Below are 23,679 nucleotides of genomic sequence, written 5' to 3'. Positions count from 1 at the left end.
GTTGTGCTGTCCGACTGCGGTCTCTGGTGGTGCGGACCGTGCCGGGGCGGTGGTCCGCCGGGTAGGTACGGCGGAGAGATGAACGTGTGCATGGGGCCCGGCGCGAGCATCCCCCTGCTCGGCCCACTCCTGGACGAGCGAGAGGGTGTCGTGCCGGTTCCGGAGCGTGCTCGAAACTGCTCAGGCAGGCTGCTCAGGCAGTTGGGGAGGCTCCCGGAAGAAATGGTGGTCCCGGAAAGGGACACGAAGCAACGCGCCTCATAGACGTCGATTGCAGACTTGAGGTTAACACTACCGGCTCCAACAAATATTCCCCCTCTCACGCACCGGCAATCACTTCTCGGCTACGGGGCGAGCGGCAGCACACTCGCACCGGAGACGTCGAGAGTCAGCCGGTTGGCCGCCCAGCCCTCGCCCGCCAGCCGTGCGACCTTGTCGGCCGCATCGTCCTCGGCCAGTGCCAGCACGGTCGGCCCGGCACCGGAGATGACCGCGGGGACGCCGTCCGCGCGCAGTCGGTTCACGAGTTCCACGCTCTGCGGCATCGCCGGGGAGCGGTATTCCTGGTGCAGCCGGTCCTCGGTGGCGGTGAGCAGCAGCTCGGGGCGCCTGGTCAGGGCCTCGACGAGGAGGGCGGCACGGCCCGCGTTGAAGGCGGCGTCGACATGCGGAACAGTACGCGGCAGCAGTCCGCGGGCGGTCTCGGTGAGCACCGGGTTGCCGGGGACGAAAACCACCGGAACGATGGAATCCGCGGGGTCCATCCTGATGGCGCGGGCCGATCCGCCGTCCATCCAGGCGAGCGTGAACCCGCCGAGGAGACAGGCCGCGACGTTGTCCGGGTGGCCCTCGATCTCGGTCGCGAGCTCCAGCAGTGCCACGTCGTCGAGCCGGGCGTCACCGCCGGTCGTCACGGCGCGGGCGGCGACGATGCCCGCGCAGATGGCGGCGGAGGACGAGCCGAGGCCGCGTCCGTGCGGGATGCGGTTGGCGCAGACGATCTCCAGGCCGCGGGGCTGTCCGCCGAGCAGGTCGAAGGCGGTGCGCAGGGACCGTACGAGCAGGTGGTTCTCGTCGCGGGGCAGCGTGTCCGCGCCCTCGCCGGCGATGTCGATGTGCAGCCCGGCGTCGGCGACGCGGACGACGACGTCGTCGTACAGCCCCAGCGACAGGCCGAGGGCGTCGAAGCCCGGGCCCAGGTTGGCGCTGGTTGCGGGGACGCGCACCCGTACGGCGGCGGCTCGGAAGGCGGGACCGGCCATCGCTCTGACGACTCTCCTTGTGAGGCGGCGGGGAATTTCGAAGCGCTGCGGGATATCTGGGTCTCTTCGCGGCTCTTCGGGTTCTTCGGGGTCTACCGGATTATGGGGATTCTTCTGGGCGATTGCGGCGGCGGGCATTGCGTAAGTCCGGGATGGGACCGACGGCCGCAACGGCCTGGGCACCCCGGGCATATGCGGCGGGGTGGGTTGGGTACAGCTTATCGAAGGAAGGTTCTGTGGCGACATAGGGCGCACAGGAGGCGCACGATGCGTGTCGCACGCTGCCGGTGCGCTCTCCGCCCCGAAGGTGGGCCGTCGAGCCGTCTTCCTGCCGAATCCGCTGCCGCCCCGGGCCCGATACGCGCATCGGGCCCGGGGCGGCGGCGCGGCCGCCGCGTACTACGCGAGGCCCAGCTTCTCGGCGGCGGCGACCGCGTCGACCGGGACCGTGACCGGCTGAGGGGCGCCGGCGACGGCCCAGTCCGGGTCCTTCAGGCCGTTGCCGGTGACCGTGCAGACGATGCGCTGGCCCGGGTCGACCTTGCCCTCTTCGGCGGCCTTGAGCAGACCGGCGACCGACGCGGCCGACGCGGGCTCCACGAAGACGCCCTCCTGCGAGGCCAACAGACGGTAGGCGGACAGGATCTGCCGGTCCGTCACCTCGTCGATGAAGCCGCCCGACTCGTCCCGCGCGGCGAGCGCGTAACTCCAGGAGGCCGGGTTGCCGATCCGGATGGCGGTGGCGATGGTCGACGGGTCCTTGACGATCTCGCCGCGCACGATGGGCGCGGAGCCGGAGGCCTGGAAGCCCCACATCCGCGGCGTGTGCGTGGCCGGGCCGTCCGCGGCGTACTCGGTGTAGCCCTTCCAGTACGCGGTGATGTTGCCCGCGTTGCCGACCGGGAGGACGTGGATGTCCGGGGCGTCGCCGAGCGCGTCGACGATCTCGAAGGCCGCGGTCTTCTGGCCCTCGATGCGGACCGGGTTGACCGAATTGACCAGCGCCACGGGGTAGTTGTCCGAGAGCGAGCGGGCCAGCGTCAGACAGTCGTCGAAGTTGCCGTCGACCTGGAGGATCTTGGCGCCGTGCACGAGGGCCTGGCCCATCTTGCCGAGCGCGATCTTGCCCTGCGGTACGAGGACGGCGCAGACCATGCCCGCCCTGACCGCGTACGCGGCGGCGGAGGCGGAGGTGTTGCCGGTGGAGGCGCAGATGACGGCCTGCGCGCCCTCCTCCTTGGCCCGGGTGATCGCCATCGTCATTCCGCGGTCCTTGAAGGACCCGGTGGGGTTGGCGCCCTCGACCTTGAGGTGCACCTCGCAGCCCGTGCGCTCGGAGAGGACCTGAGCGGGGACGAGCGGCGTGCCGCCCTCACGGAGCGTGACGACCGGCGTCGTGCTCGTGACCGGAAGGCGGTCCCGGTACTCCTCGATGATGCCGCGCCACTGGTGGGTGCCCTTGGTGGTCATGGGTCCTTACTCCCCTTCAACACGCATGATGCTGGCGACACCGCGGACGGTGTCGAGCTTGCGCAGCGCCTCGACGGTCCCCGAGAGGGCGGCATCGGGCGCGCGGTGGGTGACGACGACGAGCGAAGCCTCGCCGCTTCCGTCCTGTCGGCCTTTCTGGCGGACCGTATCGATGGATACGCCCTGTTCGGCGAAGACCGTCGCGACCTGGGCGAGCACGCCAGGCTTGTCGGCCACGTCGAGACTGATGTGGTACCGCGTGACGACGTCGCCCATGGGGCTGACCGGCAGACGCGTGTACGCGGACTCACCGGGGCCGGGGGCCTCGCTGAGTTTGTTGCGGCAGACCGCGACGAGGTCGCCCAGGACCGCGGAGGCGGTCGGCGCGCCACCGGCGCCGGGGCCGTAGAACATCAGCTGCCCGGCGGCATCGGCCTCGACGAACACCGCGTTGTACGCCTCGCGGACGGAGGCCAGCGGGTGGCTGAGCGGGATCATCGCGGGATGCACGCGGGCCGTGACCGAGCGCCCGTCGGCGGCGCGCTCGCAGATGGCGAGGAGCTTGACGGTGCAGCCCATGCGGCGGGCGGAGGCGATGTCGGCGGCGGTGACCTCGGTGATGCCCTCGCGGTGCACGTCGCCGATCCTCACCCGGGTGTGAAAGGCGATTCCGGCGAGGATCGCGGCCTTGGCGGCGGCGTCGAAGCCCTCGACGTCGGCGGTGGGGTCGGCCTCGGCGTATCCGAGTGCGGTGGCCTCGTCGAGCGCCTCGGAGTACCCGGCGCCACTCGTGTCCATCTTGTCGAGGATGAAGTTCGTGGTGCCGTTGACGATGCCGAGGACCCGGTTGACCTTGTCGCCGGCCAGGGACTCGCGCAGCGGGCGGACGAGCGGGATGGCGCCGGCCACGGCGGCCTCGTAGTAGAGGTCCCGGCCGTACTGCTCGGCGGCGGCGTGCAGGGCCGCGCCGTCCTCGGCGAGCAGCGCCTTGTTGGCGGAGACGACGCTCGCGCCGTGCTCGAAGGCGGTGGTGATGAGCGTGCGGGCGGGCTCGATGCCGCCGATGACCTCGACGACGACGTCGATGTCACCCCGTTTGACCAGGGCGGTCGCGTCGGTGGTGATCAGCGCGGGGTCGATGCCCTCGCGCACTTTGGAGGGCCGGCGCACGGCGACACCGGCGAGCTCCACCGGCGCGCCGATGCGCGCGGCGAGGTCGTTGGCGTGCGTCGTCATGATGCGCGCCACCTCTGAGCCGACCACTCCACAGCCCAGCAGCGCCACCTTCAGCGGACGCGTACGCATCATCCGACCTCGTTTCGTTTACATCTGATGTATGGACCAGTCTCACTCACCGGACGGGCGTTCTCCGCCACCCGTCCGGATCCTGAGATGTTTATGGGCGACCGGGGGTACGCCCCGGGAAATACGGCATCAGCCGACATCCAGACGCAGGAGATCTTCCTCCGTCTCGCGCCGGACGATGACCCGCGCCCGACCGTCGCGCACGGCGACGACCGGCGGGCGCAGGGCGTGGTTGTAGTTGCTCGCCATGGAACGGCAGTACGCGCCGGTGGCGGGGACCGCGATCAGGTCGCCGGGGGCCAGGTCGGACGGCAGGAAGGCGTCCTTGACCACGATGTCGCCGCTCTCGCAGTGCTTGCCGACGACCCGCACGAGCATCGGCTCGGCGTCGGAGGTGCGCGAGACGAGCGCGACGCTGTACTCGGCGTCGTACAGCGCGGTGCGGATGTTGTCCGACATGCCGCCGTCGACGCTGACGTAGGTGCGCAGTCCCTCCAGGGGCTTGATCGTGCCGACCTCGTACAGCGTGAAGGCGGTCGGTCCGACGATGGCGCGGCCCGGCTCGACGGAGATCCGCGGGGTGGCGAGCCCGGCGGACTCGCACTCGCGGGTCACGATGTCGCCGAGCGCCTTGGCGATCTCGTACGGCTCGCGCGGGTCGTCCTCGGAGGTGTACGCGATACCGAGGCCGCCGCCGAGGTCGATCTCGGGCAGTTCGACGCCGTGCTCGTCGCGTACCTCGGCGAGGAGTTGCACCACGCGCCGGGCGGAGACCTCGAAGCCGGCCATGTCGAAGATCTGCGAGCCGATGTGCGAGTGGATGCCGATGAGTTCGAGCCCGTCGAGGGTGAGCGCCCGCCGTACGGCCTCGGCGGCCTGTCCCCCGGCCAGCGCGATGCCGAACTTCTGGTCCTCGTGCGCGGTGGCGATGAACTCGTGGGTGTGTGCCTCGACGCCGACGGTCACCCGGATCTGCACGGGCTGGCGCCGGCCGAGCCGCTGCGCGATGTGCGAGACCCGGACGATCTCCTGGAAGGAGTCGAGCACGATCCGCCCGACGCCCGCCGTGATGGCCCGCTCGATCTCGTCGACCGTCTTGTTGTTGCCGTGGAAGGCGATGCGCTCGGCGGGCATCCCGGCGTCCAGTGCGGTGGTCAGCTCGCCGCCGGAGCAGACGTCGAGGTTGAGCCCCTCCTCCTTCAGCCAGCGCACGATCGCGCGGGAGAGGAAGGCCTTGCCGGCGTAGAAGACGTCGGCGCCGGGGCCGAAGGCGTCGGACCAGGCGCGGCAGCGGGCCCGGAAGTCGGTCTCGTCCAGGAAGTAGGCCGGGGTGCCGAACTCCTCGGCCAGCCGGGCGACTTCGATCCCGCCGACGGTCAGTGCACCGTGTTCGTCCCGGGTGACGGTGCGGGACCAGACCTTCTCGTCGAGGACGTTGAGGTCCTCTGCCGGGGCGGAGTAGTGGCCCTCCGACATGACATCGGCGTGACGGGGTCCGGCGGGGTGTGCGGATCGGCTCATCGTGTCGCTCTGTTCTCTCTCGGGTCTCTCAAAGGTGCGGGGGCGCGCTGATACCGAGCAGGGACAGGCCGCCTGCCAGCACCGTCCCGGCGGCTTCGGCGAGGGCGAGCCGGGTGCGGTGGGCGGCCGAGGGTTTCTCGTCCCCGACGGGGAGCGGCGACGCGGCGTCGTGGAAGTCGAAGAACGCGTGCGCGACCGCTTCGAGGTGGCGGGCGAGCCGGTCGGGTGCGCGGTGGTGCGCGGCGGCGGCGAGGACGGCGGGGTGGTCGGCGATGACGGCGAGGAGCGCGGGCGCCCCGGCCGCCTCGAAGGCCTCGTCGAAGCCGCCCCCGGCACACCGGCCTTCGCCGATGCCCTCGTCACGGGCGGCGGTGAATCCGAGCAGCTCCGCGCCGCGGCTGAGCGCGCGGGTGCGGGAGTGGGCGTAGCGGACCAGGAACAGGGGGTTGTCCTCGCCCTGGACGAGAAGGCCGTCGCCGAGCCGGGCGCGGTCGTGACCGGCCGGGCGGAGCAGCCCCCAGCGGGTGGCGTCGGGCCCGAGCCGTTCGAGCAGCTCACCGGCGGTGGCACCGGCGGGAACCGGCCGTACCTCCGTCAGCGGTACGGGGGGCCGCCCATGGACGTCGACGGCGACCCCGAGCCGCGCCCAGTCCGGGTCGGAGGCCTCGTCGCAGCTGATGCGGACGGGCGCGCCCTGTGCCCGCACGAGCCGGCGCACCGCGTCGGCGGTGACCGCGGCCCGGACCTCGCGGGCGTGGCTGAATTGCAGCGGTGCCCCGGCGAGCGCGTCGCCGAATCCGTACCGCGGCCCCTGCTCCCGTACCCGGTGCAGGAGCGCGCGGTGCGCGGCGGTGTCGGCCGTGGCGTCGAGCGTGAAGTTCAGGAAGCCGGGTCCGGTGATCTCGACCCGCCCGAGCCCGGGGGCACCGGCCATCCGCTCCCGCAGGATCTCGGCCACCTCCCGCGCGGGCAGCGCGGCGGGCCCGGCCAGCTGGAGGGCGACGGCGCTGGCGTAGTCGCCCCGGCCGCCCGGCCGGGTCCTCTCCACTCGCACGCGCGCGGGCACGGGCGCGCGCAAGGCGTCCTCGTCGACCGCGCGGCGCACGGCGTGCAGCACGGTCGTCGAGAGATCGGCGGGGGTCACGGGACAAGCGTATGGGAGGGAGGGGGGCCTTTCGCGAACCGGTTTCGCCATCCGGTCAGCCCGCGGCTCTCTCCGCCCGCCCGGCACCCTGCCTGCCGTCGAGTGCCGGTGGCCGGCCGCGCTCCATCAACTGCCGTACGACCCGCACCAGCTCGCTCGGCTCGAAGGGCTTCGCGAGGAAGGCGTCGACTCCCGCCGCGACACCGTTGTCCACCTCGTACGGCGTACAGGCGCTGATGATCGCCACGGGCAGATGCCGGGTCCGTGGATCGGAACGGAGTCTGGTGGCCGTCTGCAGACCGTCCAGCCGGGGCATCACGACATCGAGCGTGATCACATCGGGACTGACCCGATGCACCAGATCCAGACACTCGACACCATCGGCCGCGGTCACGACCTCGAAGCCCTCAAGCTCGAGATTGACCCTGATCAACTGCCGGATGACCTTGTTGTCGTCGACAACAAGCACGCGGCCGGACGCCCCTGACACCCTTCGAGAGTAGGCGGGCAGGAGTGGCTGCGTCCGGGTTTTGCCCACTTCCGTCCCCACAGAGATGGCGGCGAAGGTTGGCCGGATGTGTGTGCGACGGGCCTGGCAGGGCCTGAGGCACCCGGCGGGCGGCGCGGAAATACCTGTTCACGGGCACCGGGTGGAAGCTGGTAGTGTTTCACCCGTCGCAGAGCAACACAGCGATACGCCCCCGTAGCTCAGGGGATAGAGCATCGGCCTCCGGAGCCGGGAGCGCAGGTTCGAATCCTGCCGGGGGCACCGTAGTCCAGGTGCCATGCAGGCCCTCTGATCAGGCAAGACGCCAGATCGGGGGGCCTGTTGCCATGAGTGGCGAAGTCCGGGAAGAATGCAGATCATCGCTGTGCCCGGGACGTACTCCGACGAACTGCGCGGGCGTGCGACGTGGCAGCAGAATCACCGTGTCCAAGGCTGACACCGGGCTAACCCTCGGACGGCCCCCCGTGCGCCGTGATCCCGGGCAGGACGTCCACCGGTACGGTGCTCGCCACCGCAGCCGTGGCTCCCCGGCGGCGATCCGCCCAGACCAGCAGTGGGAGACCGCCCCCGCCCGCCTTCAGCAGGGCCTCCCGGCGCACCCATGCCCGGAGCAGTTCCGGACCGGGGTCCGGGGAGGCGGCTGCCGCTTCCAGGTCGGCCTCGGGCAGCATCCGCCGCAGCACCGCCACGGGGCCGGGCCGGCGGGTGGAGGGCTCCACGTCGATGCCCACGGCGCCGGGGCCTGCGGCTGCCGCGACCAGGCCGTGGGCATGGCTCATGCTGACGCCGGTACGGGGGCGGTCCCGGAGCGAGGGGCGGCCGTGCTCGTACTGCCCGCACTCGGGGCAGAACTGGACGAGATCGTGGGCGTCCGGGGCGAGACCGGTGAAGCGCGAGGCGCACAGGCGCAGCAGGAGCCGCGCCGCCACCACGTCGTCGCGGCGGGCCGGCACCCGTATCCGGGTCAGCCGTCGGCGCTCCCAGGGGGCGAGCATGTCCGCGTCCAGCTCCGGGTGGGCCAGGACCTCCGCCGTGGTGGCCACCGCGGCCACCACGTGGTCGTGGCGCGGCGGAGGGCCGCCGCTCAACGGCGGACGCTCATCCGGACGCCGCCTCGGAGGCCGCCGAGGAGACGGGCGGGGACAGGAAGCGCTGCTGTATGCGGTCGAGGGTACGGAAGTCGTCGATGGTGACTTCCTGGAGGTCGATGCTGCTGGCGGAGAGCTCCTCCAGCAGGTCGATGAACTCCAGGAAGTCCATGGAGTCGATGAGGCGGGCCTCGATCAGGTCCTCGTCGGAGGCGATGCCGCCGGTAAGACCGGGGTTCTTCTCGTGGAGCCACGCGGTGATGCTGTCCATGGAGCTGAACCGTTCCTTGTCGTACGGGAGTTGTCGGAGCCGAGGCGGCCGGGTCCCAGGGGGCGAAATGGCCCGGAGCCGACCCGGAAGGCGCTCAGGCGCCGACGCGGCGGAGGCGGTCGAGAGCCCGCTCGGGGGTTCCGTGGGCGCGGATCATCGCGTGGACCCAGCGCTCGACGCCGAAGGCCACGCAGGAGCTGTACACGGACTCTTCGGAGCCCGCGCGGATGCCCAGCCGCTCGCCGAAGAAGTTGCGGTGCCGGTTGACCGAGGCGATCGCGGTGCCGTCCGGGGCGCTGAACTCGTGCTTGACCGGGTCCAGCATCATCAGCCGGGCACGGGATCCACCCTTGTCGTAGAACGGGTCGTCGGCCGCGGCACGGGTCAGCTCCAGGCCGAGGTGGGCGGCGGCCTCGCCGATGAACTCCGCTCCCCGGTCCAGGTGTTCGGACGCTCCGTCCTGGGTGCCGAGGTACAGCACCTCGCGCATGTGGAAGCCCCAGAGCCGCCGCAGCCCGTCGTAGTGGGTCTCGTTGCGGTAGCAGCGGCCGGTCGCCGAGAGCTGCAGCCCGTCCGCACCCACGTCCTGGCCCTCCAGGGAGAGCAGCAGTCCGTAGCAGGTGGCGGAGGGCAGGAGGTGGCCGGTCGGCTCCAGCGGCAGGCCGCCCGGCGCCTGCCCACCGGCCAGACCGGCGAAGGCGTCCGGGGCGAAGCGGCCGGCTGCGACCCCGAGGTGGGGGAAGTTGCGGAAGTAGTCCAGCCGGGACAGTCCCTCCGCGGAGAGCAGCGGTGGGCCCACCACCTCCGGGGCGGAGAGCCGGGCGGCCAGGCCTGTTAACAGGTCGTCCAGTCCGTGCAGCAGCGCGGTGTGCACCGGGTCCAGGGGGACGAGGCCGGGTCCCGGACTCTTCAGGGTGATGCCCGGCGTCGTGGTGTCGGATGTGCTCATGAAGACCGCTCCCTTGAGCGTGGTGAAGAGCCGAGGCGCTGGTCCTTCGGCAGTGCGGAACGTTCCACACCGCTGGTCAGGACGGCGTGAACTTCCTTGACAGAGTGGCGATTTCGCCGGAACGCGCAGAGCGCACCGCCAGACGCACCGTCAGGAGCGGCGCCACGTCCGGACTTTAGGACAGCCTTTCAGAATTTGTCTAGACCAAAGATGATGAACTGCTTTGCGGAGTCGGCTTGATGCTCACGGTGGCTGGAATCCGCCTCTATGCCCATTCCGGCGCGTCGCTTGACAGCGATAATGGTCTGGACCACTGTGCTGACCGTGGGCTCTCCGCCGATCCGTCGGAGTGACCGCCTTCGAACCTGCCGTTCGCGCCTCCCCGAGGACTGCGGCGCGCTGTACCCGGCCGAGGAGATACCCATGTCCGCGATGTCCTCCCACGCCTGCCGCGCGCTCTTCCTCCGGCGCCTGCCAACCGGACCCTGAGCGGCTGTCAGGCCGCCCGAGTCCCCCTGCCCAGAAGGACAGCGTGATACCCGACACCCAGCAAGGCCCCCGCCGTCCCCGGTTACACCGGGCGGCGTCCGACCGGCCCTACTTCAGCGCCGACGGCGAGTCCTACCTGGCACAGACCACCCTGCGGGAGCTGAGCAAGTCACGGCCGCTGCGGGTGCTGTCCGAGGAGGACTTCGCCCACTGGCAGACCTATGGCTACGTCGTCGTCCGTGAGGCGATTCCCGCACAGGCGGCCCGTCAACTGCTCGACTTCACCTGGGATTTCCAGGGTCTCGACCCGGACCGGCCGGACAGCTGGTACGAGGACCGCCCGTTCCGTTCCCAACTGGACCGCCAGTTGCACGTCTACGGCTTCGTCGAGGCCTACCACCACCAGTTGCTCTGGGACAGCCGCCAGGCCCAGCGGGTGTACGACGCCTTCGTCGACGTGTGGGACTGCGAGGAGCTGTGGGTCACCCTGGACCGGCTCAACCTCAACCCGCCCAACGTCGGGAACCGGGACCGCGCCCTCATCGACGCCACCGACCGGGGCTTCGACATCGAGCTGCACTGGGACATCGACACCACGCTGGGTGTCCCGCCCCAGCGGGTGCAGGGCATCATCGCGCTCAACGACACCAGCCCGGAGACGGGCGGTTTCCAGTGCGGCCCGGAGCTGTTCCGGCGGTTCGAGGAGTGGAAGACCGATCAGCCGGCGGACCGGGACCCCATCCGCCCTTCGGTGGACCGCTCCGAATTCCCGGTCGTGCGGCCCGACCTGCACCCCGGCGACCTGCTGATCTGGAACGGCCTCCTCGCCCACGGGGTGGCGCGCAACACCTCGCGCGACGGGGTCCGGGCGGTCCAGTACCTGTCCATGATGCCTGCGCTGGAGGAGCACGAGAGGCTGCGGCACTCCCGCGTCGAATCCTGGCGGCACCTGCGCACCCCGCGCTGGAACCGCACCCTGGTCGGCGATCTCACCCGGCACGAGTCCAAGCGCTACCCCACCGCCACGCTCGACGGACTCGGCAGCCGGCTGCTGGGCCTCACCTCGTGGAGCGACGGGGACCAGGGCCAGGAGCCTGCCGCCGGCGGACGGAGCGAGGAGCCGTCGTGCGCCGCGTCTGCCTGACCCTCCCGACCAACCGGCCCTGTGCCGAGACCATCGCGGCGGTCGCCGCGGAAGCGGCCCATGGTGCACGTCACTTCGGCGTCGAGGTGCACCTGCTGATTCTGGACTCCTCCGACGCCCCGGTGCTCGCCGGGCACCGGGCGGCGGTCTCCGGCCTGCCCCGGGAACCCGGCGTGGTCGTCCACCACCTCGACGAGGCCCAGCAGCGGACCTTCCTGCGGGAGGTGGCCACCAGGTCCGGTGTCGCCGCCGCGGACCGGGTGGTAGACCTGATGCTGCCCGACCGTGTGTCGTACGGCGCCTGCACCAACCGGGCCTTCCTGATCGCGGAGGCGCTCGGCTGCGAATCGGTGCACCGCCGGGACTCCGACAGCCGGTACCAGAGCCTGGAGGGCGAGCCGGTCTTCCCCCTCCACCAGGAACTGGCCTCCCTGGGACGGCGGGCCGCCGACGTGGCGAGCCTGGTGTCCCGCAGCAGACTCGACCCCGCGTACGCCCATCGGCCGGTGGCCATGGCCGGGGGCTCCTTCATCGGCGAGATGTCCGTGGACGTCGAGGAGATCCGCCGGCTCGACCCCGCCGTGCACCACGACCTCGTCGGACTGTCGGTGCCGGACGGCTGTCCGGAGATCTGGCGGCGGAAGCTGATCGAGGAGTCCTTCCGGGGCGCAGGGACGACCCCGTTCACCACCGATCTCACCACCCTCACCCGGGTCGCCCCGTCCCGCGTGGACATGTGCAACATCGCCTTCGACAGCCAGGTCTACGGGGCTGTCCCGCTGCCGCCCGCCACCGACACCATCGGCAGCGACTACTTCCTCATCCACCTGGTCCACGACGCCCGCCTCCCCGGCGTGCTGCACAACCGCCACATAGTCAACTACCACACCGGCGAACGCCGTACCGGTGCCGGCCTCGTCGCCTACCAGGTGCGGCTGGCGAAGTTCCTGCTGGCGATGCCGTACTTCAACGCCGTGTACGCGGCAGCGGCGGCAGCCGGCGACACACTGCTCGACCCGGCGGGCCGGGTCCGTGCCTGCGCCGTAGCAGCGCTGGTCCGGGACAGCACACGGCTCGACCCGGCCGGGAACGCCGGACGGTTCGACCTCATCGAGCGCTCCTACCGTGCGCTGGGCGGCCGTTACACGGCGGTCGCGGAGGCCCTCGCCGAGCGGCGCGGGCAACTCCTCGACGAGGCCCGGGCGGACATGGAGGACTTCGCCGTGCTGATCGACGCCTGGGAGCCCCTGGTCCGGGCCGCCGGACGCGCCGACATCGACACCGGCACCGGGAGCGAGACGCCCCAGCCGGGGACAGCGCATACGGTCACCCTCTCCTACGCGGGCGGCGAGGAGCGCCGGGGCCCCGTCACGATGGGGCAGGCCAACATGATCCGCTGCATCCTGCGGGACGAGCCCCTGCACATCAACAACCACGACGTCTGGCCGGTGCCGGCGGGCACCGCCCCGGAGCAGGTGCTCGACGCGCTGCGCACACTGGTGGTACGCCACGAAGCGCTGCGCACCACCTTCCCCGAGCCCGCCGACGGTGCGTCCCGCATCCAAGTGGTCGCAGCGGAAGGTGATTTCACCGTACGCGTCCTCGACCACGAGGAGTTCGGCACGGAGCCCACGCGCTACGCCGAGACGGTGGCCCGCCGGGCCCGTGCGGGGCGATTCCGGCTGGACCACGACTTCCCCCTCCGCATCACCCTGCTCACCCTGCGCGGAGCACCGGCCTTCGTCTCCCTGTCCTCCAGTCACGCGGTGACGGACGGCAGCGCCCTCGCCGTGCTGCGCGAGGAGTGGCTCGGCCTGCTGGCCGGCGCCGAGCTGCCGCCGGTGGAAGCGCTCACCCCGCTCGATCTCGCCGCCGAGGAGGCCACCCCGGCCGGACTCCGCAGGTCCGAGGCGTCTCTGCGGTACTGGCAAAGGACCATCGGTACCGGGCCGCAGGAGATGTTCGCCGAACCGCGGGCCACCCGCACCGACGGGCAGCAGCCGCAGCTCACGCTGCGCTCACTGCGGGGCGCCCGGGCCCTCGCCCAGGTGGTCAAGCGCACCGGCAGCCCCTCGCCCACCGTGCTGCTGACGGCCTGGTGCACGCTCGTCGCGCACCGCGCGGGCCAGTCCACCTGCGTCGCCGCCGCACCGCTGTCCAACCGGTCCCGCCCGGGGCTCGCCCGCTCGGTGAACACCCTGTCGCAGGACGCGCTGCTCTCCCTCGACGTGCGGGGCCTGTCCTTCGACGCGGTGCTGCGCAAGGCGTGGGGGGCGGCGCTCAGTGCCTACCGCCACAGCCAGTTCGACTCGGTCCGCCTGTGGGAGGCGATCGAGGCGACCACCTTCGAGCGGGGCAGCCACTTCGCGCGTGACGTGGTCTTCAACGACGTGAGCGTGCTCACCGACGCCCGAGGTCCCGCCACCGGCCAGGACGCCCGGGACGCGCGGGATGCGCGGGATGCGCGGGATGCGCGGGATGCGCGGGATGCCGAACTGGACCTCGACTGGGGCCCGGTCCAGGTGCTGCCGACCCGCCTGCTGTGCTTCGCCTACCGGACGGCACCGCTACTGCACCTCGGGATGTGGGCCGACCCTGCCCTGTTCCCCCGGGAGGAGGCGGAGGCATTCCTCACCGGCCTGGTGGCACTGTTGGAGGCGGCCGCGTACGAGGACGTACCGCTGGCCTCGCTCACGCAGGTCACCGGGGTCCGGCCGGCCGGGCGCGACGGCGACTGGCTTCAGGTGGACGGCTGCTGGACATCACCACTCGCGGTCGCGGGCGCGCTGAGCGGCGCCCTGGGCGGCCTGCCCGTACACGTCGGCACGGCCGAGGACTCCGCGCACGCGCCGGGCGGGGGCCGCGCTCCGGTCGGCCTGACGGCCTTCATCGCGTCCGGCGGCGCGCCGCTCACTCCGGCCGATGCCCACACCGCGCTGATGGACGTGATCTCCGGGCCCGGTCCCTCGGGCCTCCTGGCGCCCGCCTGGTACGTAATCGTTCACGATCCGCCGGCCGCTCCGGGCGACAGCCCCGCGTGGCTCCGGCAGCGGATCCTCATGGAAGGGAACGGCCGTCACCGGCCGACGCGAGATGACCACTGACGATGTGTTGGACCGGCCGGAGTCACCGGAGCCGGACCTGCTCCCCAGCCCCTGGAAGTCGAGGTCCTTCCAGCTGTTCTTCACCGCCCGCAGCGCCTCGCTGCTCGCCGACGGCATGCTGATGGTCTCGCTGACCACCGCCGTGCTGGGGGCGGGTTACGGAGCCGGCGGTGTGGGCTACGCGCTGGCCGCGTGGATGGCGCCGATCGCCCTGCTGGTGCTGTTCGGCGGTGTGCTCGCGGACAGGTTCACTCCACAGGTGATGATGGTCGGCGCCGACATTGTGCGGATGCTGGCCATGCTGGCGCTCGCTGCGCTGCTCATCACCACCGACGTGCGCCTCTGGCAGATCATGGCACTGATGGCACTCAGCGGCGCCGCGACCGCCATGTTCCAGCCCGGCGTGGCGAGCATGGTCCCGCAGGTCGCACCGGACATCCAGCGGGCCAACGCGCTGCTGCGGATATCCGAGGCGATGAGCGCGCTGATCGGCCCCGGCCTGGCGGGTCTGCTGGTCGGCTACTGGCAGGTGGCGGGCTCCTACTTCGTGATCGCGGCGGCCTACGGGCTCAGTGCGCTGGTCCTGGTACCGCTGCGCAGGCTCAGCGTCGCCCGGGAGGAGGGCGACGACCCTGTACTGCACCGCCTGAAGACGGGCTGGCACGAGTTCCGCTCCCGCTCCTGGCTGTGGGGCGTCATCGTCGTCTGGGCCGTCTACGGCCTGTTCGTCTTCGGCCCTGCCCTGCCGCTGGGCGCCGCGCTGCTCACCGAGCAGCACGGAGCGGGCGGTTACGGCTGGATCGCCTCCGCCGACGGCGCCGGCACGATCATCGGCGGTCTGCTCGGCATGCGGGTACGGCCCGCCCGCCCGCTCGTCGCGGGCGCCTGCGCGATGTTCTGCTTCGCGCTCAACCCGCTGGCGCCCGCGCTGGGATGGTCCTTCACCGTCACCGTGGTCACCGGGGTCCTGGCCGGATGCGGCTTCGCCTTCTGGGGGGTGATGTGGGCGACCAGTGTGCAGTCCCACATTCCGCTCGCCGTGCTGAGCCGGGTGTACGCCTATGACGTCGCCGGGTCCATCATGGCCATTCCGCTGGGCAGGGCGCTGGCCGGTCCGGCGTCCGCGGCCTTCGGCGCGGACCGTGTACTGCTCTTCTCCTCGGCCGTCTCGGTGGTGTGCCTCGCCGTCATGCTGAGCGTGCCCGCCATCCGCAAGCTGGGCCGGGGGCCGGAGAAGGCCGCCGTCCCGGAGCCGCCGATCGCCGCGGAGGAGGTCCCGGCCGTCGGGCCGGCCGGGCCGGTCTGAGCCCCTGCCGGGTGGCGGCTGACAGAACCCGGGCACGACGTACAGGTCAGGTGGACACGACCTGTACGTCGTACTGCGGGATCCACCCGCTGCGAGTGACCAGGACCATCTCTTCGGCCTGCGCCTGCGCGACGAGTATCCGGTCGAAGGGGTCGGTGTGCAGTATCGGCAGCCGGCCCGCTCGCACCCCGTGGGCGGCAGTGACCGGCACGCTGGTGAAGGGCAGGTCACGCACCTGCTCGGCCAGTTCGCCCGGCCCCTCGAACTCGCCGAGGAACTGCTTGATGGTGATCTCCCACGGGGAGACCGCGCTGACGTGGACCGCTGGTTCGGTGTCGATCAGGTCCTTGATCCGGTCGGGCAGCTGCGGGGCGTCGGCCATCCACCACATGACGACGCGGGTGTCGAGCAGCAGTCTCATCAGCGCATCCCGAACGCTTCGGCGATGCCGGCGCGCGGATCGTCGAAGGTGGCAGGGATGCGGATACGTCCCCGAAGCGAGCCACGGCCCTCACGGTGCACCAGCACCCTCGGTGGCACCGCCCTCGGCACTGGTTCACCCGCCTTGCTGATCACCACCAGCCGGCCGCCGGTCACCTGCTTCAACGTGCCGGTGAACCGGGGCCCGGCACCTGCCGTGCGGGCACGACGCTGACGGAACCTCCCCCACAGCCACCTCACGACGAGCTCACCGGGCCGGACACGGGCCGCGCCTGACCGGCAGGGGTGCGAGGCATGTCTGCGGCACTCGCTCCCCCGGTCCGCACCGTCACCGCTTCTCCTGCTTGCAGCCGCAGGGCGGGGCCCTCGTCCAGGCACACGATGACGAAGAGCCCGCCCGAGGCGTACCGCTCGCTCCGCACGCTGCGGACCGTTCGCCAGGCCCCCCAGACCCGTACGTTCTGGCCCGGCCGCAGAGTCACCGCCGCGACGTCCGCCTCCCCGAGCACGGGGACGGTGCCCGGGGCCAGCAGATCGGCCCACACCGTCTTCCCGATACCGGCCTGCCGTTCGTCCACTCCCCAGCGGTGGGCCAGGGCCTGCACGAGCAGCAGCCCGCGCCCCGCCGTATCCAGTTCACCGGGCTGCCGCACCACCGGCCGCCCCTCCCCCGCGTCGCTCACCTCCAGCCGCAGCAGCCCTTCCCGCTCCCGGGATTCGATACGGACGCCGACCATCCGGTCACCGGGCACCTGGACCCGCAGCGCGTTGGTGACCAGCTCCGAGAGCACCAACTCCCCCGACTCGGCCACCATGTGGCCCGCCCGCCACTCGCCGAGCTTGGCGCGCAGCACGGCTCGCGCTCTCGGAACGCTGCTGCGACAGCGCACCAGTTTGAACTTCACTTCGCACGGTTCACTCACGACTGCTCCCAGGGGGTTGCTGTTCGGACGGAGCCCCCAGCGAGCGCACAGCACCTGCGACGAAGGGCGTCATTACCGACACACGAAGAATGAGCGAGCATTACGCGAATCTGCAACGTTGACGAACAATTCGGCGCCATTCTTCACCCATTCGAGTATCCGCATGTCATTCGAGAAGCCGCTTTGGTAGAGGTGGTTCCATGCACGCAAAGAACACCCCAGCGAGCCCGTCAACCGTCCTTGGACGCCAACTCGGCGATGAGTTGCGTCGGTTACGAGAGGCCGCAGGGATGACCACCACGCAGTCAGCCGATGCTCTCGACTGCACCAAAGGCAAGATCAGCCGGATTGAGAACGGACGCGTGGCCGTTCGCCTCCCGGACCTCACCGCGATGCTCCTTGCCTACGAAGTCGCGGACGACGGGGTGCTTGAGCGCCTCACCACGCTTGCGCGCAAAGCCAATCGCAGGCGCCGGGAGGGATGGTGGAATCAGTACGGCGATGTACTCGCGGACACCTATCGCGACCAGATCGAGATGGAAGCCATCTCGGAAAGCATCCGCACCTACCAGGTGCAGTTGGTTCCCGGACTCCTTCAGACCGCCGCCTACGGCCGTGCGGTGACTGTGGCTTCGCGCGCATGGAAGACACCTGAGGAAATCGAGCAGTTCGTCGAGGTGCGGCTCGCGAGGCAGAGGCGCTTGACCGGCGATGCCCCGTTGGAGTTCTGGGCGGTGCTCGCCGAGGGAGTACTGCGACAGCAGGTAGGAGGGTCTGCTGTGATGCATGCCCAGCTGGAGCACATGGCTGTCATGGCAGAGCGGCCGCACATCACCGTCCAGGTTCTGCCCTTCGAACGGGGAGCCCACTCAGGTATGTTCGGCCCGTACCTGCTGCTCAGCTTCCCGCAGGTGTCGTCGCTTGACCTCGTGCTGTCGGAAGCACCGACCGGCAACGTCTGGACCGAGCGAGCACCCGAAGTGGCTCGCTACCGGACACTCTTCGACGATGCGCGCACCGCATCCCTGTCGCCGACAGACTCGCTCGCACTGATCCATCGCGTCGCCAAGGAGTATCAGTCATGACCTCTGCCGCACATATATCGCCTGACATGGCTAAGGCAATGTGGCGCACAAGCAGCTACAGCGGAGGGCAGGGCGACTGCGTCGAGGTCGCCCACAACCTCCCCCTCCTCGTCCCCGTCCGCGACAGCAAGCGTCCCACCGGCCCCGTCATCACCTTCGGGCACGACGCCTGGCGCGCGTTCGTCAGCGAGCTGGTCTGACCTCGGACAGCGGTGCCGGTCAACTCCCTGCGGCTCGACGGCGGCCGAAGCCTCTTCGACCGGCTCAGCGCCTGGGACCCGGATGAGCAGGACGTGACGACGCGCCACCTCGCGCGCCCTCACCCGTCCAGGTTCGGCAGGACGTCCGGGATGCACCGGGAGCCTTCGGGCGGAGCGTCCGAACTTCGGCGATTCGGTGCGAACCTACCTCTACGCGCGTCCACTTGGCTGATTCTTGGTGAATGCATGCCCCGTACATGAGGCGTTCCTCGCCAGAGTGGCGGATTACATGTGCACATCATTCGGCACATGCTCCGCACGCGAGACCCACATCGCAGGGGGTTACTTTGAGAATCAGCCGCGCCGGACGACGCGCCGGGCTGAGCATGGCAGCGACACTGCCACTGCTCGCCGGTGCGCTCGCCCTCGGGATACCCAACGCAAGCGCCGACTCCGCACCGGTCGGCCGGGACGCGCTCCAGGGCAGCAAGCCGGCCTGGGCTACCGCCACGGCCGACCAGGGGGCCACGGCCGACAGCGGGAAGGTCGCCGTCCGGGTCCACCTCACCGGACGGGACGCGAAGGGGCTGGCCTCCTACGCGGCCGCCGTCTCCGACCCGCGGTCTCCGTCGTACGGGAAGTACCTGAGCGCCGCGCAGGCGCAGGCACGGTTCGGGGCGGCCCAGGACCAGATCGACCGGATCAGCCAGTGGCTGAAGTCGAGCGGGCTGACCGTCACCGGCGCCAACCAGCACTACGTCTCGGCCACCGGTGACGTGGCCAGGGCGGAGAAGGCGTTCAGCACCCAGCTGCGCAACTACCGCAAGGGCAGCCACACCTACCGCGCCCCGGCCTCCACCGCATCGGTGCCGGCCGCGCTGAGCGGCGACGTGCTCGCCGTCTCGGGCCTGGACAACGCGCCGCACAGGTCCAGCCATGACGAGGTGCTGCCGCCGCCGGACGCGGTGTTCCGCAACTCCGGTCCGACCTCCTCGTACTTCGGGTCGAAGACCGCCTCCACCCTGCCGAGCGCCTACGGGTCCAAGGTGCCGTACGCGGTCAAGGGGTACACCGGCAAGCAGCTGCGCGCCGCGTACGGGGCCGGGAACTACACCGGCAAGGGCGTGACCGTCGCCATCACCGACGCGTACGCCTCCCCCACCATCGCGAAGGACGCCGCCGAGTACGCCAAGCGCAACGGCGACGCACGGTACAGGCGCGGACAGCTCAGCCAGGTGCTGCCGGACGACTACACGAAGACCGAGGAGTGCGGGGCCTCCGGCTGGTACGGCGAGGAGACCCTCGACGTCGAGGCCGTGCACGCCGTCGCGCCCGCCGCGGACATCGTGTACGTGGGCGGCGCGTCCTGCTACGACAACGATCTGCTGGACTCGCTGAACAAGGTCGTCGACCACCGGCTCGCGGACATCGTCTCCAACTCGTGGGGCGACGTCGAGGCCAACCAGACCCCTGACCTGGCGCTCGCCTACGACCAGGTGTTCAAGATGGGCGCCGTCGAGGGCATCGGCTTCTACTTCTCCTCCGGCGACGACGGCGACAACGTCGCGTCCACCGGCACCAAGCAGATCGACGTCCCCTCGAACTCCGCGTGGGTGACCTCGGTCGGCGGTACGTCGCTGGCCGTCGGCAAGCACGACACGTACAAGTGGGAGACCGGCTGGGGCACCACGAGCGCTCCCCTGGCGGCGGACGGCAAGAGCTGGACCGGCTTCCCCGGCGCGTACACCTCGGGCGCGGGCGGCGGCACCAGCTCCACCGTGAAGCAGCCGTTCTACCAGCGCGGCATCGTGCCGGACTCACTGGCGAAGGCCAACGGGAAGACCCGGATGCGCACCGCCCCGGACCTCGCGGCCGTCGCGGACCCGAACACCGGCTTCCTGGTCGGCCAGACCCAGACGATGCCCGACGGATCGCTGGGCTACGACGAGTACCGTATCGGCGGCACGTCGCTGGCGGCGCCGGTCATCGCCGGTGTCCAGGCCCTGGCGCAGCAGGCGCAGCACGGCCGGCCCATCGGTTTCGCCAACCCGTCGATCTACGCCCGCTACGGCTCGAAGGCGTACCACGACGTGACGGACCACCCGCTGGGCAAGGGCCATGATCTGGCCGTCGCCCGGGTGGACTTCGTCAACGGGTACGACGCGGCGGACGGTCTGCGGACCTCGGTGCGGAGCCTGGGCAAGGACGCCTCGCTGTCGGCGGTGCGCGGCTACGACGACGTGACGGGTGTCGGCACTCCGGCCCCCGGATACGTGAGCTCCTACCGCAGGCACTGATCCTCGGATCAGTGACGCGGCAGGCGGGCGCGGGCCGAACGGCCGTCCCGGGGCGCGAGTCCCGGGACGGCCGTTCGGCCGGGTCATGATCCGTGGCGACCGGGAAGGCCGGTACGCACAGGCCTTTGCCCGCGGCTTCAGCGTCGCGTCGCTGCCGCCGTCACCGCGGCAGCGACGGGGCCGGGGTCAGGCCGAGGCGCGTTTGCGCGGGGCGCTCTTCGCGCCGGACTGCTTCTTCGGCGTGGTCTTCTTGGCCGTGTTCTTCTTGGCCGTCGTCTTCTTGGCCGCGGTGCTCCGCGCCGTCGCCTTCTTCTTCGCGCCGGTCCCGCCGCTCGGCGTGCTCTTCTTCGCGGCCGTCTTCCTGGCCCCGGCCGTGGACTTCTTCGCATCCGAGGACTTGGGCGAGCGGGTACCGCCCGACGTCTTGCGGTCCGCGATCGAGGTGACCTTCGCGACCGACGCCTCCTCGCCGCCTTCCTCCGGCTCGCCCCCGCGGGCCTCCTTCGCCGCCCGGACGCTGCTCTCCAGGGCCGCGATCAGGTCGATGACCTTGCCGCCGGATTCCTCGGACTCCGCCCGCCGCGGCACCTCACCGGCGGCCTTGGCCGCGACGAGCTCCTCGACCGCCTCCCGGTAGTCGTCGTGCAGCGAGTCCATGTCGACCTCGCCGAGCGTGGCCATCAGCGCGTCGGCCAGGTCGAGTTCGGCGTCGCGCACCTTCACGCCCGCCTCCGGGGCGGCCCCCTCGGGGGCCCGGATCTCGTCCGGCCAGAGCAGGCCGTGCATCGCGATCACGTCGTCGACGACCCGCAGCATCCCGAGGCGCTCACGGCCGCGCAGCGCGTACTTGGCGACGGCGACCTTCCGGCTCCGCTTCAGGGCCTCGCGCAGCAGGGTGTACGGCTTGGCGGCCGGGACCCCGTTGGCGGAGAGGTAGTAGGCCGCGTCCATCTGGAGCGGGTCGATCGAATCGGCCGGCACGAAGGCGACGATCTCGATCGTCTTGGCCGTCGGCAGCGGCAGCGAACCGAGATCCTCGTCGGTGATCGGGATCATCGAGCCGTCGGCGCCCTCGTAGGCCTTGCCGATGTCGGCCGCGGCCACCTCTTCCCCGTCCAGCTCGCACACCTTGCGGTAGCGGACCCGGCCGCCGTCGGCGAGGTGGATCTGGCGGAAGGAGACCGAGTGGTTCTCGGTGGCGTTGACCAGCTTGACCGGGATGCTGACCAGCCCGAAGGAGATGGCGCCGTTCCATATGGACCTCACCGGTCACCCCTTACGTCCGTCGTGCCCGTACAGATCGGTAAAGATCCGTTTTGCGTGTGATTCTTATCGTATGACGCCGATCACAGAGGTGGAGGGGCGACGCCTGAGACTCAGCAATCTGGACAAGGTGCTGTATCCGGCCACCGGCACCACCAAGGGCGAGGTGCTGCACTACTACGCGGCCACGGCAGCCGGGGCGCTGCTGGCGCATCTGCGGGAGCGGCCCGTGTCGTTCCTGCGCTATCCGGACGGCCCGGACGGGCAGCGTTTCTTCACCAAGAACCCGCCCCCCGGTACGCCGTCCTGGGTACGGACCGCCCCGGTGCCGCACCACGACAACGAGGAGGCCAGGCAGATCGTCGTGGGGGATCTCGCCTCGCTGATGTGGGCGGCCAACCTGGTGGTGGAGTTCCACACACCGCAGTGGCGGGCCCGGACGCCGGGAGTGGCCGACCGGCTGGTGTTCGACCTGGACCCCGGGACGCCCGCGAGCGTCGTGGAGTGCTGCGAGGTCGCCCTCTGGCTGCGGGAGCGGCTGTCCGCGGACGGCCTGGAGGCGTTCGGGAAGACCTCCGGCTCCAAGGGGCTGCATCTGCTCGTCCCGCTGGAGCCCACGGAGTCCGCCCGGGTGTCGGCGTACGCGAAGGGGCTGGCCGTCCAGGCGGAGCTGGAGCTTCCGGATCTGGTCGTGCACCGGATGAAGAAGGCGCTGCGGCCCGGGAAGGTACTGGTCGATTTCAGCCAGAACGCTGCGGCGAAGACGACCGCCACCCCCTACACCCTGCGCGCGCGGGCCGAACCCTCCGTCTCCGCGCCGGTCACCTGGGCGGAGATCGAGGAGTGCCGCCGCCCCGGGGAGCTGGTCTTCCTGGCCGGTGACATGGCGGAGCGGCTGGGACGGTACGGGGATCTGCTCGGGCCGCTCAACGAGCCGGGCCGGGGGCGTCCGGTTCCGGACACGGCATAGCCCCTCGGTCCTGCCGCCCCGGGCATACCGCACCGCCGCCTTTGTTGTCATGTCCAAAGGTAAAAGGCCGCATGTGGCGGTTGGATTGTCCGAGTGGTGGTGCACACTCTGCGCAGACACTGCTTCGTGGTGACGGCCGCGCCCGCGATCACGATCATGGGTGAGGCTGTAAGGCGTGGGGAGGCGATGGCGTGTTCGCGGGGATCGACGAGGTCGACTGGGCCTCGATGGAGCATGCCTACGGGCCTGCCGATGATGTGCCCGGACTGCTCCAGGGCCTCGCGTCCGCCGATCCGGCGGAGCGCGAGGGAGCCCTGGACGGGATGTACGGGGCCGTGCACCACCAGGGTGACGTCTACGCGTGCACCCTCGCCTGCATTCCCTTCCTCTTCGAGCTGGTCGTGGATCCGGCGGTCCCGGACCGCGGAGGCATCGTCGAGCTGCTCACCAGCATCGGCGGCATCGACCTCGACGAGGACGACGAGGACGAGATCGACGAGGAGGAGATCGAGGGCGCGGCGAACTACGCGATGGCGGCGGCGGCCGTCACCGCGGGCGCCGGGGTGTTCTTCGCGCTGATGGCCGACGACGACGCGGGGGTACGGGTCTCCGCCCCGCTGGCGCTGGCCACCCTGCACAGCCACCCCGCACGGGTCCTGACGCTGCTGCGGGACCGGCTGGCGGTGGAGCCGGACGAGGAGGTGCGGCTCGCGCTGGTCGAGGCGGCGGGTCGGGTCGCGCTGCGTCACCGGCCGCTGACCGGCCAGATCGCGGACTGGCTGAGCCGGCTGGCCGCCGAGGCGTATCCGCCGGGGCTGCGGCTGGCGGCCCTCGCCCAGCTGGCGCGGTGCGCACCGCAGGCGCTGCCGGGCGATGTGGTGCGGGTGGTGGCCGGGCTGCTGCGGCAGCTTCGCTCGTCGCCCCCGGCCCCGGCCCCGG

The 23,679-nt window shown here is 71.0% G+C and carries 19 protein-coding genes, 1 tRNA gene and 2 pseudogenes; 10 read left to right on the top strand and 12 right to left on the bottom strand.

Features of this window, described 5'->3' with window-relative positions:
* Nucleotides 1-344: 344 nt before the first annotated feature.
* The 6 genes from thrB to J1C73_RS28590 form a co-directional block, all read right to left on the bottom strand.
* Nucleotides 345-1,262, bottom strand: coding sequence for a homoserine kinase (thrB, locus tag J1C73_RS28615; RefSeq protein ID WP_207318909.1), 918 nt, complete (start codon nucleotides 1,260-1,262; stop codon nucleotides 345-347).
* A 399-nt stretch (nucleotides 1,263-1,661) separates the two neighbouring features.
* Nucleotides 1,662-2,732, bottom strand: coding sequence for a threonine synthase (gene thrC, locus J1C73_RS28610; RefSeq protein WP_123461663.1), 1,071 nt, complete (start codon nucleotides 2,730-2,732; stop codon nucleotides 1,662-1,664).
* A 6-nt stretch (nucleotides 2,733-2,738) separates the two neighbouring features.
* Complete coding sequence (locus J1C73_RS28605; RefSeq protein WP_207318908.1) at nucleotides 2,739-4,040, bottom strand: homoserine dehydrogenase; 1,302 nt, start codon at nucleotides 4,038-4,040, stop codon at nucleotides 2,739-2,741.
* A gap of 126 nt (nucleotides 4,041-4,166) precedes the next feature.
* Nucleotides 4,167-5,558, bottom strand: coding sequence for a diaminopimelate decarboxylase (lysA, locus tag J1C73_RS28600; protein WP_123461662.1), 1,392 nt, complete (start codon nucleotides 5,556-5,558; stop codon nucleotides 4,167-4,169).
* 28 nt (nucleotides 5,559-5,586) lie between these two features.
* Entirely contained in the window at nucleotides 5,587-6,702 is a 1,116-nt protein-coding gene (gene nrtL / locus J1C73_RS28595) for an ArgS-related anticodon-binding protein NrtL (RefSeq protein WP_207318907.1), read from the bottom strand.
* A 55-nt stretch (nucleotides 6,703-6,757) separates the two neighbouring features.
* A complete protein-coding gene (locus tag J1C73_RS28590; protein ID WP_307797819.1) occupies nucleotides 6,758-7,192 on the bottom strand; it encodes a response regulator in 435 nt (144 codons plus the stop codon).
* A 207-nt stretch (nucleotides 7,193-7,399) separates the two neighbouring features.
* On the opposite strand from J1C73_RS28590, the gene J1C73_RS28585 reads away from it, so the two are divergent.
* Nucleotides 7,400-7,471 (top strand) — tRNA-Arg (locus J1C73_RS28585).
* A gap of 182 nt (nucleotides 7,472-7,653) precedes the next feature.
* Here the strand turns inward: J1C73_RS28585 and J1C73_RS28580 are convergent.
* The 3 genes from J1C73_RS28580 to J1C73_RS28570 all read right to left on the bottom strand — a co-directional run bounded on the left by J1C73_RS28580 (nucleotide 7,654) and on the right by J1C73_RS28570 (nucleotide 9,518).
* On the bottom strand, nucleotides 7,654-8,298 hold the full coding sequence (locus J1C73_RS28580; RefSeq protein WP_242644836.1) for a 4'-phosphopantetheinyl transferase family protein: 645 nt from the start codon (nucleotides 8,296-8,298) through the stop codon (nucleotides 7,654-7,656).
* A 10-nt stretch (nucleotides 8,299-8,308) separates the two neighbouring features.
* Nucleotides 8,309-8,569, bottom strand: coding sequence for an acyl carrier protein (locus J1C73_RS28575; RefSeq protein ID WP_207318906.1), 261 nt, complete (start codon nucleotides 8,567-8,569; stop codon nucleotides 8,309-8,311).
* 94 nt (nucleotides 8,570-8,663) lie between these two features.
* Complete coding sequence (locus J1C73_RS28570; protein WP_207318905.1) at nucleotides 8,664-9,518, bottom strand: aminoacyl--tRNA ligase-related protein; 855 nt, start codon at nucleotides 9,516-9,518, stop codon at nucleotides 8,664-8,666.
* Between the two features lie 532 nt (nucleotides 9,519-10,050).
* On the opposite strand from J1C73_RS28570, the gene J1C73_RS28565 reads away from it, so the two are divergent.
* The 4 genes and pseudogenes from J1C73_RS28565 to J1C73_RS28555 all read left to right on the top strand — a co-directional run bounded on the left by J1C73_RS28565 (nucleotide 10,051) and on the right by J1C73_RS28555 (nucleotide 15,561).
* Nucleotides 10,051-11,151 (top strand): phytanoyl-CoA dioxygenase family protein, encoded by a 1,101-nt coding sequence (locus tag J1C73_RS28565; protein WP_207318904.1) that lies wholly within the window; start codon nucleotides 10,051-10,053, stop codon nucleotides 11,149-11,151.
* Nucleotides 11,133-12,413 (top strand): annotated as a pseudogene (locus tag J1C73_RS35240) (DUF6271 family protein); the annotation flags it as partial. The gene J1C73_RS28565 and the pseudogene J1C73_RS35240, both read left to right, overlap by 19 nt.
* A gap of 12 nt (nucleotides 12,414-12,425) precedes the next feature.
* Nucleotides 12,426-14,255, top strand: a complete 1,830-nt coding sequence (locus tag J1C73_RS28560; RefSeq protein ID WP_307797820.1) for a condensation domain-containing protein — start codon at nucleotides 12,426-12,428, stop codon at nucleotides 14,253-14,255.
* Nucleotides 14,245-15,561: an MFS transporter gene (locus J1C73_RS28555; protein ID WP_207318903.1), complete on the top strand. Its 1,317-nt coding sequence runs from the start codon at nucleotides 14,245-14,247 to the stop codon at nucleotides 15,559-15,561. Before J1C73_RS28560 ends, J1C73_RS28555 begins: the two co-directional genes overlap by 11 nt.
* A 46-nt stretch (nucleotides 15,562-15,607) precedes the next feature.
* Here J1C73_RS28555 and J1C73_RS28550 read toward each other — a convergent pair whose 3' ends face one another.
* Together J1C73_RS28550 and J1C73_RS28545 are read right to left on the bottom strand one after the other, a co-directional pair.
* On the bottom strand, nucleotides 15,608-15,982 hold the full coding sequence (locus J1C73_RS28550; protein WP_207318902.1) for a type II toxin-antitoxin system VapC family toxin: 375 nt from the start codon (nucleotides 15,980-15,982) through the stop codon (nucleotides 15,608-15,610).
* Between the two features lie 256 nt (nucleotides 15,983-16,238).
* A complete protein-coding gene (locus J1C73_RS28545; protein ID WP_307797818.1) occupies nucleotides 16,239-16,925 on the bottom strand; it encodes an ATP-binding protein in 687 nt (228 codons plus the stop codon).
* Between the two features lie 200 nt (nucleotides 16,926-17,125).
* On the opposite strand from J1C73_RS28545, the gene J1C73_RS28540 reads away from it, so the two are divergent.
* The 3 genes from J1C73_RS28540 to J1C73_RS28530 all read left to right on the top strand — a co-directional run bounded on the left by J1C73_RS28540 (nucleotide 17,126) and on the right by J1C73_RS28530 (nucleotide 20,507).
* Nucleotides 17,126-18,010, top strand: a complete 885-nt coding sequence (locus tag J1C73_RS28540; protein ID WP_207318901.1) for a helix-turn-helix domain-containing protein — start codon at nucleotides 17,126-17,128, stop codon at nucleotides 18,008-18,010.
* Nucleotides 18,007-18,210 (top strand): DUF397 domain-containing protein, encoded by a 204-nt coding sequence (locus J1C73_RS28535; protein ID WP_207318900.1) that lies wholly within the window; start codon nucleotides 18,007-18,009, stop codon nucleotides 18,208-18,210. The genes J1C73_RS28540 and J1C73_RS28535 overlap by 4 nt, the downstream gene beginning before the upstream one ends.
* 386 nt (nucleotides 18,211-18,596) lie before the next feature.
* A complete protein-coding gene (locus J1C73_RS28530; protein WP_207318899.1) occupies nucleotides 18,597-20,507 on the top strand; it encodes a S53 family peptidase in 1,911 nt (636 codons plus the stop codon).
* 186 nt (nucleotides 20,508-20,693) lie between these two features.
* On the opposite strand, the gene ku is transcribed toward J1C73_RS28530, so the two are convergent.
* Entirely contained in the window at nucleotides 20,694-21,773 is a 1,080-nt protein-coding gene (gene ku, locus J1C73_RS28525) for a non-homologous end joining protein Ku (RefSeq protein WP_207318898.1), read from the bottom strand.
* Nucleotides 21,774-21,843: 70 nt separating this feature from the next.
* Here ku and ligD point away from each other — a divergent pair, with 70 nt between their 5' ends.
* Both ligD and J1C73_RS28515 read left to right on the top strand, forming a co-directional pair.
* Nucleotides 21,844-22,740 carry a non-homologous end-joining DNA ligase gene (ligD, locus tag J1C73_RS28520; protein WP_207318897.1) on the top strand — a complete coding sequence of 299 codons (897 nt, stop codon included), beginning with the start codon at nucleotides 21,844-21,846 and terminating at the stop codon, nucleotides 22,738-22,740.
* Nucleotides 22,741-22,931: 191 nt separating this feature from the next.
* A pseudogene (locus J1C73_RS28515) lies at nucleotides 22,932-23,679 on the top strand (PBS lyase); the annotation flags it as partial.

Origin of the sequence: Streptomyces laculatispora, from assembly GCF_017353455.1 — a bacterium.
Taxonomy (GTDB): Bacteria; Actinomycetota; Actinomycetes; order Streptomycetales; family Streptomycetaceae; genus Streptomyces; species Streptomyces laculatispora.
The sequence above is the reverse complement of the archived record's forward strand: the minus strand, read 5'-3'. Positions and strand labels throughout refer to the sequence as shown.